At 70.6% G+C, this 15,284-nt stretch carries 12 protein-coding genes; 10 read left to right on the top strand and 2 right to left on the bottom strand.

The genetic code is table 11. From position 1 onward, the window contains the following. Window positions 1-4 precede the first annotated feature (4 nt). Window positions 5-1,108 carry a hypothetical protein gene (locus NI17_RS15390; RefSeq protein ID WP_267887204.1) on the bottom strand — a complete coding sequence of 368 codons (1,104 nt, stop codon included), beginning with the start codon at window positions 1,106-1,108 and terminating at the stop codon, window positions 5-7. A 662-nt stretch (window positions 1,109-1,770) separates the two neighbouring features. Here NI17_RS15390 and mtrA point away from each other — a divergent pair. The 10 genes from mtrA (at window position 1,771) to NI17_RS15340 (ending at window position 13,992) form a co-directional block, all read left to right on the top strand. Then, window positions 1,771-2,448 (top strand): MtrAB system response regulator MtrA, encoded by a 678-nt coding sequence (mtrA, locus tag NI17_RS15385; RefSeq protein WP_068692330.1) that lies wholly within the window; start codon window positions 1,771-1,773, stop codon window positions 2,446-2,448. A 20-nt stretch (window positions 2,449-2,468) separates the two neighbouring features. Next, complete coding sequence (gene mtrB / locus NI17_RS15380; protein WP_119267931.1) at window positions 2,469-4,202, top strand: MtrAB system histidine kinase MtrB; 1,734 nt, start codon at window positions 2,469-2,471, stop codon at window positions 4,200-4,202. Beyond that, complete coding sequence (locus NI17_RS15375) at window positions 4,199-6,076, top strand: LpqB family beta-propeller domain-containing protein (RefSeq protein WP_068692129.1); 1,878 nt, start codon at window positions 4,199-4,201, stop codon at window positions 6,074-6,076. Before mtrB ends, NI17_RS15375 begins: the two co-directional genes overlap by 4 nt. Before the next feature lie 88 nt (window positions 6,077-6,164). Continuing rightward, window positions 6,165-6,938, top strand: coding sequence for a ComF family protein (locus NI17_RS15370; protein ID WP_157129750.1), 774 nt, complete (start codon window positions 6,165-6,167; stop codon window positions 6,936-6,938). Window positions 6,939-7,649: 711 nt separating this feature from the next. Beyond that, entirely contained in the window at window positions 7,650-8,336 is a 687-nt protein-coding gene (gene hpf / locus NI17_RS15365) for a ribosome hibernation-promoting factor, HPF/YfiA family (RefSeq protein ID WP_068692131.1), read from the top strand. A 219-nt stretch (window positions 8,337-8,555) separates the two neighbouring features. After that, window positions 8,556-9,287, top strand: a complete 732-nt coding sequence (locus tag NI17_RS15360; RefSeq protein ID WP_068692133.1) for a response regulator — start codon at window positions 8,556-8,558, stop codon at window positions 9,285-9,287. 136 nt (window positions 9,288-9,423) lie between these two features. Continuing rightward, a complete protein-coding gene (gene secA / locus NI17_RS15355) occupies window positions 9,424-12,330 on the top strand; it encodes a preprotein translocase subunit SecA (RefSeq protein ID WP_068692135.1) in 2,907 nt (968 codons plus the stop codon). A gap of 241 nt (window positions 12,331-12,571) precedes the next feature. Continuing rightward, the gene (locus tag NI17_RS15350) at window positions 12,572-13,021 is read left to right on the top strand and encodes a PTS sugar transporter subunit IIA (protein WP_068692136.1); all 450 of its coding nucleotides are present in this window, start codon (window positions 12,572-12,574) and stop codon (window positions 13,019-13,021) included. Further along, a complete protein-coding gene (locus NI17_RS15345; RefSeq protein ID WP_068692137.1) occupies window positions 13,012-13,725 on the top strand; it encodes an HAD family hydrolase in 714 nt (237 codons plus the stop codon). The genes NI17_RS15350 and NI17_RS15345 overlap by 10 nt, the downstream gene beginning before the upstream one ends. A gap of 3 nt (window positions 13,726-13,728) precedes the next feature. Next, window positions 13,729-13,992, top strand: a complete 264-nt coding sequence (locus tag NI17_RS15340) for an HPr family phosphocarrier protein (RefSeq protein WP_068692139.1) — start codon at window positions 13,729-13,731, stop codon at window positions 13,990-13,992. Window positions 13,993-14,049: 57 nt separating this feature from the next. Here the strand turns inward: NI17_RS15340 and NI17_RS15335 are convergent, their stop codons facing one another. Next, a complete protein-coding gene (locus tag NI17_RS15335) occupies window positions 14,050-15,156 on the bottom strand; it encodes a hypothetical protein (protein WP_243597520.1) in 1,107 nt (368 codons plus the stop codon). Window positions 15,157-15,284 lie beyond the last annotated feature (128 nt).

Here is a 15,284-nt window from a genome sequence, read left to right as displayed (position 1 = left end):
TCGCTCAAGCCATCGCTCCCAGGGGACGGGCGAGCAGGTAGGCCTCGGGGCCGGGCGTCGCACCGGAGCGCACCGCCTCACGCAGCCGCAGGTCCAGCGCCTCCCGGCGCATCCGCACGTCCAGATAGAGCAGCGCGGTGACGCCCGCGGTGAACGGTTCGCTGACGCAGCCGCTCAGCAGTATGCCGAGGAAGGAGAGCACGCCGCTGACCACGGCGATGACGGACAGGTCGGTCAGGGAGGCGCTGACGATCAGCGCGCCCAGGGAGAACGGGACGGTCAGCACGTTGGTGAGGACGTAGGCGAGCAGGTGGGAGAGGACCAGCACGGCCGCTATCCGCCAGAAGTTGCCCGTGCTCAACCGCCACGAGCGCACCAGCGCCTGCCCCGGCCCCGCCCGTTCCAGGATCGCGGCGGGGATGGCCAGCGAGGTCTTGACGGCCAGCCAGCCGAACAGCGCGACGCACCCGGCGAGTCCCAGGAAGAGCACCGGCAGACCGGCGAGGGGCAGCAGGAGTGTCAGGCCCAGGGAGAGCGCGAGCACCACGCCCAGCACGACGAGCGCCGCGCCGGAGAGCAGCAGGTAGAAGCCGGCCAGGGCGGCCAGGCTCCCCCAACTGCCGCGCACGTGCGCGAACGCCTCGCGCAGGGACGGCCGACGGCCCAGCACGGTCATGCCCACGACGCCGCTGAGCAGTCCCAGGAGCACTCCGCTGCCCACGGACTGCACCAGCGCGCCGGCGTAGAAGCCCGCCGTGCCGAGTCCCGACAGCCCCGGGGCGGTGGAGGGGAGGGTCTCGGAGCGGATCAGTTCCGCGTAGCCGGTGAACAGGTCGGTCAGGCCCAGAGCGGGCAGCACGCTGGTGAACGCGACGACCACGAAGGCCAGGCCGAAGACGGTCCGCGGGTTGTCGCGCAGGTAGCCGAAGCCGCCGTTGAGCAGGTCGCCCAGGGCGTAGGGGCGCAGTGCGGCCGGTTCCGGCCGCTCGGAGCCGCCCGGGGCGGCTTCCCCGGGACCGGACGGCGGCGTCCGTCCCGGTGCGGCCGGGCCTGGGGGAGGCGCGGGCGCACCTCCGGGGGACGCCCCCGGCGCGGACCAGGGGAACACCGGCGGCGGCGCCCAGTCCGGCGGAGCACCCGTCCCGGGGGCCGCGGGAGGCGGCGCACCCGGCGCTCCCCGGGGCGGAGCAGGAGGCTGCCCGGGAGCGGGAGCGAATGTGCGATTTTCTCCGCCGGGGATGTGATCTGCGGTAATGTCCTGCTTGGGGGGCTGGCTGGGAGAAGGCGGCCCGCCGGGGGCACGCCACTCCTGACCGTCCTCCTCGGGCATGGGACCTCCTGTCGACCGTACGGGTGTTCCGTGACGCGGCACTCCCAACGTTATGCGAGTTCGACCCACGGTCAGGATGTCGGAGAAGGGGGCGGGTCGGTCGTATATCGCCCAACCTGCGGCCATCTCCGGGTTTTGTATGCTTTTGTTATCTGACGTCCTGGTTTCTGGAAAGAACGCCGCCGTCCGCACTGGACGGAAGGGCGGACAGGCGGCAGGGTGGGGCGGAGGAGCCCGCAACCGACCGCCCAGCGGCGACGGTCCGGTGCGACCGGAGAGCGCCGCCACGGCGTTGCGCCGCCACAACCGGGGTCTGCGGTCGAGCCGACGGGGACCCGGCTGAAAGATTTTCGAAGTTTCTGCCCCTTGAGAGTGTCCGGAAAGGAGAAGGCGGACCGGAGTCGTCCCTGAGGGGGATGTCGACCGACGCCGGAGAACTGATGAAGGGACGCGTACTGGTCGTCGACGACGACCTCGCTCTCGCCGAAATGCTGGGCATCGTGCTCAGAGGCGAAGGCTTCGAGCCGTCGTTCGTCCACGACGGGGACAAGGCCCTGGAGGCCTTCCGCGAGACCAAGCCCGACCTGGTGCTGCTGGACCTCATGCTGCCCGGCGCGGACGGCATCGACGTGTGCCGTCAGATCCGCGCCGAGTCCGGTGTCCCCATCGTGATGCTCACCGCCAAGAGCGACACGGTGGACATCGTTCTCGGGTTGGAGTCCGGCGCCGACGACTACATCGTCAAACCGTTCAAGCCCAAGGAGCTGGTGGCCCGCATCCGGGTCCGACTGCGCCGCACCGAGGAGCCCGCTCCCGAGGTGCTGCAGATCGGTGACATCACCATCGACGTCGCCGGGCACTCCGTCCGCCGCGGCGACCAGCCGATCAGCCTCACCCCGCTGGAGTTCGACCTGCTCGTCGCGCTCGCGCGCAAGCCCCGCCAGGTCTTCACCCGCGAGGTGCTGCTGGAGCAGGTGTGGGGATACCGGCACGCCGCCGACACCCGGCTGGTCAACGTGCACGTCCAGCGGCTGCGGGCCAAGATCGAAAAAGACCCCGAGCACCCGGAGATCGTGGTCACGGTGCGGGGCGTCGGATACAAGGCCGGTGTCGCCTGAGGCGGACGAGGACGGAAGCGGTGTCGGACATCGTCCCCGGTGCGAACGCGGCTGTCCCCGCCACGGACGGGGAGGCCGCGTCCACGCGATGGCAGCGGACGGGGAACGCGCTGCGCGCCGGGTACCTGGTCACCCAGCGCCTGGCCCGCACCCTCGTCACCGCCGTGCACTCGCGGTGGCGGCGCTCCCTGCAGCTGCGCGTGGTCACCACCACCCTGGTGGCGTCGGTGCTGGTCACCGCGGTCCTGGGGTTCTTCATGGTGCAGCAGGTCCGCTCCGACCTGCTCAAGGCCAAGGAGCAGGCCGCGTTCAGCGACCACCACATCGGTCTGACCACCGCCCTGGGCATCCTCCAGGACAGCGGCCAGCAGGACCCCGAACGCCAACTCGACGAGATCGTCGAGGAACTCAGCGCGCGCAGCGGGTCCACCGGCCTGTACGACGTGGTGATCCTGCCCTCGGTGGGCGGCATGACCGGCCGGGCCAGCGGCGGGGTCGGAGAGGGCAGCGTGCCCGCGCAGTTGCGGGAGGAGGTGCAGGACAGCGCCGGCGACACCCAGCACGGTCGCTACACCGAGATCGTCCGCGGCGCCGAGCGTGAGCCCGGACTCGCCGTGGGAGCCCAACTGTCCAGCGCCTACGAGCTCTACTACCTCTTCCCCCTGGACAACGAGCAGCAGATGCTCGACCTGGTGCAGCGCACTCTGGTCCTGGTCGCCTCCGTGATGGTCCTGCTGCTGGCGGCCATCGCCTACGTGGTCACCCGGCAGGTGGTCACGCCGGTGCGCCAGGCCGCGAGTTCGGCCGAGAGGCTGTCCTCCGGGGACCTGTCGGAGCGGATGCGGGTGCGCGGCGAGGACGACCTCGCGCGCCTGGCGGTGTCCTTCAACGACATGGCGGGCAGCCTCCAGGAGAAGATCCAGGAGTTGGAGGAGCTGTCCAAGGTCCAGCGCCAGTTCGTCTCCGACGTCTCGCACGAGCTGCGCACCCCGTTGACGACCATCCGCATGGCGGGGGACCTGCTGTTCGAGGAGCGCGACGGCTTCGACCCCACGATGCGGCGCTCCGTGGAGCTGCTGCAGAGCCAACTGGAGCGCTTCGAGGAGCTGCTCGCCGACCTGCTGGAGATCAGCAGGCACGACGCCGGGGCCGCCACGCTGGCCGTCGAGCGCACCGACATCCGCGACTCGGTCCTCAAGGCCGTCAGCGAGGCCGAGCAGATCGCGGAGAAGCGCGGGATCAAGGTGGTGCTGCGGCTGCCCGCGGAACCGTGCGCCGCCGAGTTCGACGCCCGCCGCATCAACCGCATCCTGCGCAACCTCATCGTCAACGCGATCGAGCACAGCGAGGGCAAGGACGTCGTCGTGACGGCGGCCGGGGACCGGGACGCCGTGGCGGTGGCGGTCCGCGACTTCGGGGTCGGCCTCAAGGAGGGAGAGGAGCACCTGTGCTTCGACCGCTTCTGGCGGGCCGATCCGGCCCGGGCGCGCACCACGGGCGGAACCGGTCTGGGGCTGTCCATCGCCAAGGAGGACGCGCAACTGCACGGGGGCTGGCTCCAGGCGTGGGGCAGGCCCGGCGAGGGGTCGCAGTTCCGGCTGTCGCTGCCGCGGGTGTCCGGTACCGAGCTGCGGGGCTCCCCGCTGCCGCTGGTGCCGCCGGAGGTCGCGCTGGGAGGAACGCTGTCGGTGTTCAGCGGCCAGCAGGTGGGTCTGGAGACCGTGCGCGGAGCGGGCGCGGGGGAGGAAACGTGATCGGACGGCGAGGCCGGATCGACGCCGCTGTCTGGGCGTTCTGTCTCGTGGCGGCGCTGTCGGGGTGCGCCAGCGTGCCCACCGGGGGGCCCACCTTCGAGGGCAGGGGCGACAGGTTCGGCAACCAGGTCGACACCTTCACCCGGCTGCTGCCCGCCGGACCGCAGCCGGGATGGGGCGAGAACACCCTGGTCCGCGGCTTCCTCAAGGACATGGGCAGTTTCGAGGAGAACCACGAGGCGGCCCGGCTGTACATGACCGAGGAGCAGAGCAGGGTCTGGGAACCCAGCGACCAGGTGCTCGTCTACGAGGAGATGGACGCCGTCCGCTTCGACGTGGAGACGGTGGAGGAGGGGCGGACCGCCCAGGTGCGCGTGCGCACCCCGCTGTACGCGACCATCCGCTCCGACGGGCAGTACGTGGCGGCCGAGCAGGGCCAGACCATCGACGTCGTCTTCCACCTGACCAAGGAGGACGACGAGTGGCGGATCGACGACCTGCCCGACGACATCCTGCTGAGCCGCCAGGACGTGAACCGGGTGTACCGCCCCCTCAACCTGTACTACTTCAACCAGGACCTGAGCACCCTCGTGCCGGACCCGGTCTTCCTGCCGGTGCACTCCGCGGTGGGCATCACCGAGCAGCTCGCCCAGCGCCTGGTCGGGATGCTGGTGGAGGGGGCCACCGACTGGCTGACCCCCGCGGTGCGCACGTCCTTCCCCGAGGGGACCACGGCGTCGGTGGCCTACTCCTCGGGAAACGTCACCGTGAACCTCGACTCCCCCCGGGCCTCGGCGGCCGACTCCGAACGGCTCTTCGGGATGGGCGCCCAGCTCGTGTGGACCCTCAAGCAGCTCCCCGAGATCCAGGAGTTCACGCTGCTGATCAACGGCGAGGAGGTGGAGCTCCCCGGCGTCGAGGACGGCATTCTCCAGGCCAGCAGCCAGGAGTGGAACTCGGTGAACCCGGCGGGGATGACCGGATCGCCGCGCGCCTACTTCGTGCGGGACGGCCAGTTGTGGTCGCTCGACGTCGACGGGCAGGAGGCCCTCGCCCCGGGAGCGGCGGGGCAGGGGCACGTGCTGCTGGAGGAGCACGCGGTCTCCCTCGACGAGGAGAGGGTGGCGGGCATCTCACCGGACGACGGCTCGGTGCGCGTCGCCCGGCTCGCCGCGGGAAGCGAGTACGCGACCGTCCTCGAGGGAGGCGACTACGTCGCGCTGTCCTGGGACGGCTACGGCAACCTGTGGGTCCTGGAGGCCCTCTCCGCCGAGGTGGAGGAGGTCCAGCAGGAGGAGGCCCTCGACGACGACACCGAACCGGGGGACACCGGTGCGGAGCAGTCCGGCCGGTCCGCGGAGGCCGAGGAGACCGGGCGCAGCCGGCTGTGGCTGCTGCCCGACGGAGCCGACCCGGTCGAGGTCCACGCGCCGGAACTGTCGGAGGTCCCGGCCGTCGGGCTGCAGGTCTCCAGGGACGGCACCCGCGTCGCGGTCCTGACCGGGACCTCCGACACCGGCAGGGTGCTGGTCGGCCGTGTCGTCCACGACGAGTCGGAGGTGTCCCTCCGGGGCTTCCTGCCCCTGGCCACCGACCTGGCCACCGTCACCGACCTGTCCTGGCGCGGCGCCGACCAGTTGGCGGTCCTGGGGCAGAAGGACCGCGGCGCGATACAGGCCTACCTGGTTCCGCTCAACGGGAGCGGGGAGTCCACCAGCGCGGGCGCGGTGACGGGCGTCGACATGAAGACCATCACCGCGGCTCCCGGCATGCCCCTGCTGTCGGGCACCGAGGAGGACACCGTCTCCTCCTCCAGCGACCGCCTCATGTGGAGCCGCGCGGTCGAGGGCACCAACCCGGTCTACCCGGGCTGACGCCGAAGGGAGCGGGGACCCCGGAGGGTTTTCCACAGGCGGAAGGTCCGTGTGGCGACGTTCCGCGGCGCGGGCGCACCGTGGAGGCATGGCGATTCTCTCGGTCCTCTCCGGATGGACGGCGGCGCTGGGCGACCTGGTGCTGGAGCAGCGGTGCGCCGGATGCGGCCTCGGCGGAGCGGTGGTGTGCGCGGCGTGCGCGGAGGCGCTCGACCAGGGGCCGTGGCGCTGTCGGTCCCGGCGGGGCTGCCCGCCGGTCTGGGCGGTGGGCCCCCACGCCGGACGAGGCCGCGCGGTCCTGCTGGCCTTCAAGAACGGTGGACGCAGGGCACTCGGGGAGCGGCTGGCCCGCGGACTGGCCGGCGCGGTGCGGGCGGCGGCGCCCACGGCGCGGCGGATCAGGCTGGTCCCCGTTCCCGGACGGGCCGCGGCCACCCGGCAGCGGGGCTACGACCCGGTGCGGACACTGAGCACGATCGCGGCGGCCCGGTTGCGCGGACAGGGGGTCGACGCCCGGGCGGTGTCCGCGCTGCGCTACGTCCACGCCACCCGCGACCAGGTGGGACTCGACTCGGCGGCGCGGTGGTCGAACCTGGCCGGTGCGATGCGGGCGCGCTCCCACGGCGGCCTCCCGCCGGAGGAGGGGGCGGCCGTCGTCGTCGACGACGTGCTCACGACCGGCGCCACCCTGGCCGAGGCGGTCCGGGCGCTCGGCGCGACGGGGGTCCGGGTCAGCGGCGCCGCCGTGGTGACCGAGCGCGGGCCCGGGACCGGGCGGTTCGGAGGTGAGTACGGCCACACCGGGCGGAGGGGGAGCGGTTCCGACACCGGCCCGTTCCCCGATTTGTTGTCGGGTTTGTGAAGTTCTCGGGGCGTGCCGGCGAAGTCGTTGGGAAACAGCACCTGACAACTGGCCGATCTCGGGCTAGCGTTCCAGGTATGGCACCCGTCCGGGTCCGTGGTTGCGTCGAACGCGGCGCCCTCCCAGTGGAGGCGCCGGGTCGGCAAGCCGATGCCAGCCGCAGGCGAAACGGCCCACGTAAGGCGACTTTTCGTCGACTGATCACGGTGCGGCTTAGAGGTAAGTCCTGCCCCTTCGGAGGGTCCGATGCCCTCCTGACCAGGGAGAAGAGCAGTAGTGGCGCACAAGCGCCGCGAGCCTCTCAGCAGGCGGATGTGGGGACGAAGACCAGGTCGGCCGGACGGGTGGCACTTCCTGTCCACACGGGGCGCGCCCGGAGGGGCGCCCCCCCTGTGGATTCGGCACCGGTGGGCGGGAGCCCACGTGTTCGGACGGCCCCGACGCCTCTTCTTCCTCCCGCGGACGTGATCCGCGTCCCGCCCCGACAGACCGCCGCCTCACGGCAGGCCGCGGCGTGCCGCCTCCGGTCGAACACGGGACCAGTGGCCGGTGAGGACCGTGAGACGCAGGGGTATACGCCCATCAGGAAGGCCTGTGGCCGCTGTGGCGAGAGAGGAGGAAGAGACGAGCAACCCGGCGCGTACAGCGAACGGGGCACACACCACTCGGCTGGCCGCCGCACACGGGCGGCCACGCGATGAAGGGGGTCTTGTGGACATCATCGTCAAGGGTCGACGCACAGGAGTCAGCGACAAGTTCCGGCGCCACGTCGAGCACAAGCTGGCCAAGCTCCACAAGTGGGACCACAAGGACATGATGAGCGTCGATGTGGAGGTGTCCAAGGAGCGCAACCCGAAGCTCGCCGACCACCGCGAGCGGGTTGAGCTGACCATCCGCTCCGGTGGCCCGGTGATCAGGGGGGAAGCCGCCGCGGACGACCGCTACACCGCCCTGGACCTCGCCCTCGACCGAATCGAGTCCCGGCTGCGCAAGGTCGCCGACCGCCGCAAGGTGCACAAGGGAAGCCGCAGCCTGGTCTCCGTCGCCGCCGCCACCGCGCAACTGCCCACCGAGTCCCCGCTCGACACGGTGACCCAGACGCGGACCACCGTGGAGCGCCGTGAGGAGACGGTGGAGACCGAGGAGGAGTTCGACGGAGCCGCCGTGGACGACGCGTTCGCCGACGAGTTCGTCGAACTCGACACGCAGGGCGGCGCCCCCGTGGTCGTCCGCGAGAAATTCCACCACGCCGAACCCATGACCATTGACCAGGCCCTAATGGAAATGGAGCTGGTGGGACACGATTTCTACCTCTTCCGCGACAAGGAGCAGGGCTCGCCCAGCGTGGTCTACCGCCGCAAGGGGTTCAACTATGGCGTGTTGCGCCTCATGGAATAAAGTTTCCTACATCTGAATAGCGTCCCGGTGCGCCGCGTCCGGCCCGCGGTCGGGCGCGGCGCACCATGGGGTACGGCGCTTCGGTGGATTCCTCCGGGAATTCCCGGTACGCCGGAAACCGGGCATGGCCACGCCTTCCGGAAGCGAAGAAACGGCTCCGGGGGCCGCAATGCCCGCACCCGTGTGACGCCACCGCGCGGGAGGAAGGAAACACAGGCAGTGAGCGGGACTCCCCCCACCCGACTGGGATCCATCAAGGTGCTCGTCGTCGACGACCACGCGTTCTTCCGGAGAGGGCTGGTCTCCGTTCTCGCGGAGGAACCGGACATCGACGTGGTGGGGGAGGCCGGAGACGGGGAGGAGGCGGTGGCCCGGGCCGCGGCGCTCCGCCCCGACGTCGTGCTCCTGGACGTGCGCATGCCCAGGGCCGGGGGGATCACCGCCTGCTCGGGAATCAAGAGCGCCGTCCCCGACGCCAAGATCGTGATGCTCACGATGAGTGACGAGGAGGAGGACCTCTTCGAGGCGCTCAAGGCCGGCGCGACGGGCTACCTCCTCAAGGAGATCTCGGTGGTCGAACTCCCCGAGGCCGTGCGGGCGGTCTCCAACGGCCAGTCCTTCATCAACCCCTCCATGGCCACCAAGCTCATCGGCGAGTTCGCGGCACTGGCGCGCAAGGACGGGGAGCGGGGGCGCAGCCAGCCGGCCTCGGTCCCCCGGTTGACCGGACGCGAGACCGAGGTGCTGCGTCTGGTCGCGCGGGGGCTGAACAACCGCGACATCGCCGACCGGCTCTACATCTCGGACAACACGGTGAAGAACCACGTCCGCAACATCCTGGAGAAACTCCAGTTGCACTCGCGGACCGAGGCGGCCGTCTACGCCATCCGGGAGAAGTTCCTCGATGCCGACGACGCCGACGGGGACGGGACTTCTTCCCGCTCCAGATGATCACTCCCCGTATTTCCGACTTCGCGGTACGCAGATATGCCTGGGGAGGCAATAGGCTCTCCTACGATGGAAGCTGTGGGGGATGGATGCGTCCCGTCTCCGGATGCGGGCCACGATCGCGAGGAGCGCATTAGAAGTGCCAGGCATACTCGACAGGGTCCTGCGCGCAGGCGAGGGCAAAATCCTGCGCAGGCTGAAGAAGCTCAAGGACCAGATCAACTCCATCGAGGATGATTTCGTCGATCTCAGCGACGCCGAACTGCGAGAGCTCACCGACGAGTACAAACAGCGACTCGAAGACGGTGAGGAGCTGGACGACCTGCTGCCCGAGGCGTTCGCCACCGTCCGGGAGGCGGCCAAGCGGACTCTGGGACAGCGACACTTCGATGTGCAGCTCATGGGCGGCGCGGCCCTTCACTTCGGCAACATCGCCGAGATGAAGACCGGTGAGGGCAAGACGCTCACCGCGACGCTCGCCGTCTACCTCAACGCGCTCACCGGCAAGGGCGTCCACGTGGTCACCGTCAACGACTACCTGGCGCGTCGCGACGCCGAGAACATGGGGCGCATCTACCGGTTCCTCGGGCTCGAGGTCGGCGTCGTCTCCCCGGAGATGTCCCAGGCCGCCCGCCGCAAGGCCTACCAGGCGGACATCACCTACGGGACCAACAACGAGTTCGGCTTCGACTACCTGCGCGACAACATGGCGCGGTCGATCAACGACTGCGTGCAGCGCGGACACCACTTCGCGATCGTCGACGAGGTCGACTCCATCCTGATCGACGAGGCGCGCACCCCGCTGATCATCAGCGGTCCCGCCGAGCAGAACTCGCGCTGGTACACCGAGTTCGCCAAGATCGCCCCGCGGCTGCGCAGGGACGTCGACTACGAGGTCGACGAGAAGAAGCGCACCGTGGGCATCACCGAGTCCGGCGTGGCCAAGGTCGAGGACTGGCTGGGCATCGAGAACCTGTACGAGGCGGTCAACACCCCGCTGATCAGCTTCCTCAACAACGCCATCAAGGCCAAGGAGCTCTACCGCAAGGACAAGGAGTACATCGTCAAGGACGGCGAGGTGCTCATCGTCGACGAGTTCACCGGCCGTGTCCTGCGGGGGCGCCGCTACAACGAGGGCATGCACCAGGCCATCGAGGCCAAGGAGAAGGTGAAGATCAAGGACGAGAACCAGACGCTCGCCAAGATCACCCTCCAGAACTACTTCCGCCTCTACGACAAGCTGGCCGGCATGACCGGTACGGCGGCCACCGAGGCGGCGGAGTTCCAGCAGACCTACAAGCTCGGCGTCGTGCCCATCCCCACCAACAAGCCGATGGTCCGCGAGGACCTGCGCGACGTCGTCTACAAGACCGAAGAGGCCAAGTTCGAGGCCGTCGTCGAGGACATCGCCGAGTGCCACGAGAAGGGCCAGCCGGTGCTCGTGGGCACCACCAGCGTCGAGAAGTCCGAGCTGCTGTCCAAGATGCTCAAGCGGCGCGGTATCCCGCACGAGGTGCTCAACGCCAAGAACCACGCGCGTGAGGCGTCCATCGTGGCGCGGGCGGGCAAGCTCGGAGCGGTCACCGTGGCCACCAACATGGCCGGTCGCGGTACCGACATCATGCTGGGCGGCAACCCCGACTTCATCGCGGACGAGGAGCTGCAGCAGCGCGGCCTGTCCCCGCTGGAGACCCCCGAGGAGTACGAGGCGGCGTGGCCGGAGGCGCTGGAGAAGGCCAAGAAGGAGGTCGAGGCCGAGCACGAGCAGGTCGTCGAGGCCGGTGGGCTGTACGTGCTCGGCACCGAGCGCCACGAGTCCCGGCGGATCGACAACCAGTTGCGCGGCCGTTCGGGCCGCCAGGGCGACCCCGGCAAGTCCCGCTTCTACCTGTCGCTCAGGGACGACCTGATGCGGCTGTTCAACAGCGACCGGGTTCAGATGATCATGGAGCGTCTGAACCTCCCCGAGGACCAGCCGATCGAGTCGGGCATGGTCACCAAGGCCATCCAGAGCGCCCAGGGCCAGGTCGAGCAGCAGAACTTCGAGATCCGCAAGAACGTCCTCAAGTACGACGAGGTCCTCAACCGGCAGCGCAAGGTGGTCTACGCCGAGCGCCGCAAGGTGCTGGAAGGCGCTGACCTGCGCGAGCAGGTCGAGGGCATGATCGATGACGTCCTCGAAGGCTACGTCCGCTCCGCCACCGTCGAGGGCGAGCCGGAGGACTGGGACCTCGACCGCCTGTGGACCGCCTTCTCCCAGGTCTTCCCGGTGAGCTTCACCGCCGACCGGTTGATCGAGGAGAACGGCGGCGACATCTCTTCGCTGACCCCGGAGATCATCAGCCAACGGGTCCGCGAGGACGCCCACGAGGTCTACGAGCGCCGCGAGTCCGAGCTCGGCGAGAAGACCATGCGCGAGGTCGAGCGCCAGATCATCCTGCAGGTCATGGACCGCAAGTGGCGTGAGCACCTCTACGAGATGGACTACCTCCAGGAGGGCATCGGCCTGCGTGCCATGGCGCAGCGCAACCCGCTGATCGAGTACCAGCGGGAGGGCTACGACATGTTCCAGGAGATGCTCGAAGGCATCAAGGAGGAGTCGGTCCGCTTCCTGTTCAACGTCGAGGTCCGGGTGAACCGGCCGCAGGAGAACGGGATCACCGCCGCGTCGGCGGCCACCACCGCCTCCGCGGTCCCCGTGGTGACCCCGGACTCCGAGAAGGCCGAGGAGCCCGAGAAGGCCGAGGCGGCGGGGAGGGACTCCGCCGAGGAACCTGAGAAGGCCGAGAAGGTGGGGGCCGCGAAGGCCGAGAAGGTGGGGGCCGCCGACGGAACGAAGGAGTCGGAGGTGGTGGTTCCCGGGCTGAGCAGGGCCGCCAAGCCCGCGAAACTGCAGTACACCGGTCCGAGCGAGGGCGGCGGTGTGGAGAAGCACACCGAGAACGGTGAGGCGGAGTACGCCAACACTCCGCGCAACGCGCCCTGCCCGTGCGGCTCCGGCAAGAAGTACAAGAAGTGCCACGGCGCTCCCAAGACGCGCGTGTGACACCACCGGACGGCGACGGCCCCGGGGCCCCGAGCCCCGGGGCCGTCGCCGTCCACGCTGCCGGCCCCGCCATCGGGAGGGGCTCCCCTCCCGATGGCAGGGAGCGGCCACGCGTTTTTCCGCCCACCGGCTAGGTTTCCGGAACGCTCCGGCCTAAGCTCTGCTGTGACCCACGGCACCTCGCGAGTCCGGGTGGCTGCTGCCGTCCGACGACGCCCCGGTCGGTGAAGGAGGTAGGAGCGTGCTTGCGGTACTCGCCCCCGTGACGGGTGCGGCTGTGGGGCTCGCCAGGGTCCCCGAACCGACGTTCGCGCAGGGCCTGGTCGGTCCGGGAACCGCTATCGACCCCCGACAGGAACCCCAGGAGGCGATCGCGCCGATCACCGGCCGGATCGTCAGCTTCCATCCGCACGCGTTCGTGGTGCGCAGCGCCCGCGGCAAGGGAATCCTGGTGCATCTGGGGATCAACACGGTCCGCCTCCCCCTGATCCGGGGGTTCGAACTCCTGGTCGCCGAAGGCCAGGAGGTCACGGCGGGCCAGCCGCTGATCCGATGGAATCCCGCCGCGGTCGTGGCCAGCGGGATCTCCCCGATCGTGCCGATCGTCGCGCTGGACGCCGACGGCGACGTCATCTCCCGGCCGGTCAGCGGAGAAGTCAAACGAGGGGAACTGCTGTTTCGATGGGCCTGAGGGAAACCGACACCGAGTTCGTGCCGCCGCGCGCGGCCCTGTTCGACCTCGACGGAACTCTGATCAACAGCGAACCCCGCAGCGCGGCCGTGTGGGCCAGACTGCTGCGGGCACGCGGCATCACCCCCGACGAGGCGCTGCTGCGCCGGTTCATGGGGCGGCGCGGCGGGGACGTCGTGGCCGAGCTCCCCCACCTGTTTCCCGGGGAGAGCCTGGAGCAGATCTTCGACGAGCTGTGGCGCCACGGCCAGGACCCCGACCTGCCGCAGGTGGCGCCGTTGCCCGAGTCGGTGGCGTTCCTGCACCACCTGCACTCCCAAGGGGTGCCGTTCGCGCTGGTCACCTCCGCCGGACGGGAGTGGGCCGAAAGCGCCCTCGAATGGCTGGGGGTTCGCGGGATGTTCCGGGGACTGGTCACCGCGGGCGACGTCACCGTGGGCAAGCCGCATCCCCAGGGGTATCTCGGCGGAGCCGAGATCCTCGGCCACGAGCCCGAGCACATCGTGGTCTTCGAGGACACCCCGGCGGGGATCATGGCGGGCCGCGGCGCGGGGATGCGGGTCGTCGGCATCACGACCACCCATCCGCCCGAGGCGCTGACCCAGGCCGACCTCGTCGTGGAGCACCTGACCCAGGTGGCCTGGCCGCGGCTCTCGCTGCGCGACCCGGAGCCGCCCCGGTCCTCGTTCGCGGGGCGGGGATGAGCCGTGGCCGAACGTCGGGTCACGGTGGCCTCCCCGGTCGGACTGCACGCCCGTCCCGCGGCGCGGTTCGTCGCGGCGGCTGCCGCGTTCGACGGTGAGGTGCGGGTCGCCCGCCCCGGCGGCGCGGGTGTGCCGGCCACGAGCATGCTGGCGGTGCTGACACTGGGAGTGCGCAGCGGCGAGGAGATCGTGGTCACCGCCGAGGGCGAGGGCGCCGAGGAGCTGCTGGACCGCCTCGCCGAGATCGCGGCCGCCGACGAGGACTGACGTCCGCCGCGGCGGCCCCACGGGCCCCGCGGTCGCGGACGGGGCTCTCGGCGTCGGCTATCTCAGGGCGTGGGTCAGCCACTCGCCCGCCCGCATGGCCTCTCGCACCCGTTCGTCGCGGGCCTCGCGGGCCGCCCGGAGTTGGGTGGTGTCGGCGGCCAGCGCTTCGGTGTCGAGTGTGCCGGAGGTCGAGGAGGCGACGAGGTCGGCGTAGGAGTCGTTGCTCCGGGTGATCTCCTCGCACTGCTCCCACTCGCGGTGGGCGACCACGGCGTCGTGCACGCTCCTGCCGTAGTCGATGACCGCGTCCGCCCGCTCGGTGATGGCCCCCCAGGAGGCCCGTACGGCCTCCTCCTGGGGGCGCAGTGCCTCGCGGACCCGCTCGGAGACGGCCTCACGGCGGCGCTCCTCCAGTTCCAGCCGGTGCCTGCGGTGCCGTACCAGGTCCTGGGCGATGCGCCACTCCTGTTCGCGCAGCAGGGTCAGGGCGGCCCGCCTGTCGAAGGAGTCGCCGAGCACCTCGGCCCCCTCCCGGACGCGGTCGACGGCCTGCTGGACGGCCGCCATCGTCCTGGCCTCCACCGTGGGCGGCCAGCCGCCGAAGTCCCGCTCGACGAGATAGCGCCCGCGGTGGGTGGCCGCGAGCACGGCGGACCTGGTGGCGTGGAGAATCCCCCAGGGCGCGACGGTTCCGACGAGGACGAGCAGGACCGCGACCGAGACGCGCATCGAGGAGAGGAGACCGTCCTCCGCGCCGAGGCCGCCGTCGGGCGGGATGCCGACCGCGACCAGACCGGACTCGATGATCCGGGCGAGGAGGAACAGGGGGACGGCGGTCAGCGGAGACAGCAGCAGCGCGGTGACGAAGTCGTGGAGGTCGACGTCCTCGGCGACGGTGATGCCGATGGCGCAGTTGACCAACAGTGCCAGCAGGAAGAACAGCGCGAGGAGCGCGGAGCCGGAGTACAGCGACAGCGGGAGCAGCCCGGCGGCGGCCAGCGGCGGGGCGGCCGCGACGGCGAGCCGCGCGGAGCGGGAGGCGAGCCAGCGCGGCGGGGGCCCGCCGCCCCGGGGCAGCCGCTCCAGGTCGCGGCGCAGTCGCGCGGCGGCCTCGGACGGAAGATCGGGGTCGAAGACCGGACGCGGTCCGTTGGTGTGGGGCACGGCCTCTGCTCTCCTTTCCCGTGGGGAGGGCGCGACGTCCCTCGGAGGGAGAAGACGGGAGGCACCGCTGCGGGGTTGGCCGCGGACACGGTGTGCGGCGGTTCTCCCGCCGTGTCATGGGGCTGGTA

This window comes from Thermobifida halotolerans, from assembly GCF_003574835.2.
Classification (GTDB): domain Bacteria; phylum Actinomycetota; class Actinomycetes; order Streptosporangiales; family Streptosporangiaceae; genus Thermobifida; species Thermobifida halotolerans.
This window is presented reverse-complemented; position numbering and strand designations above follow the sequence as displayed.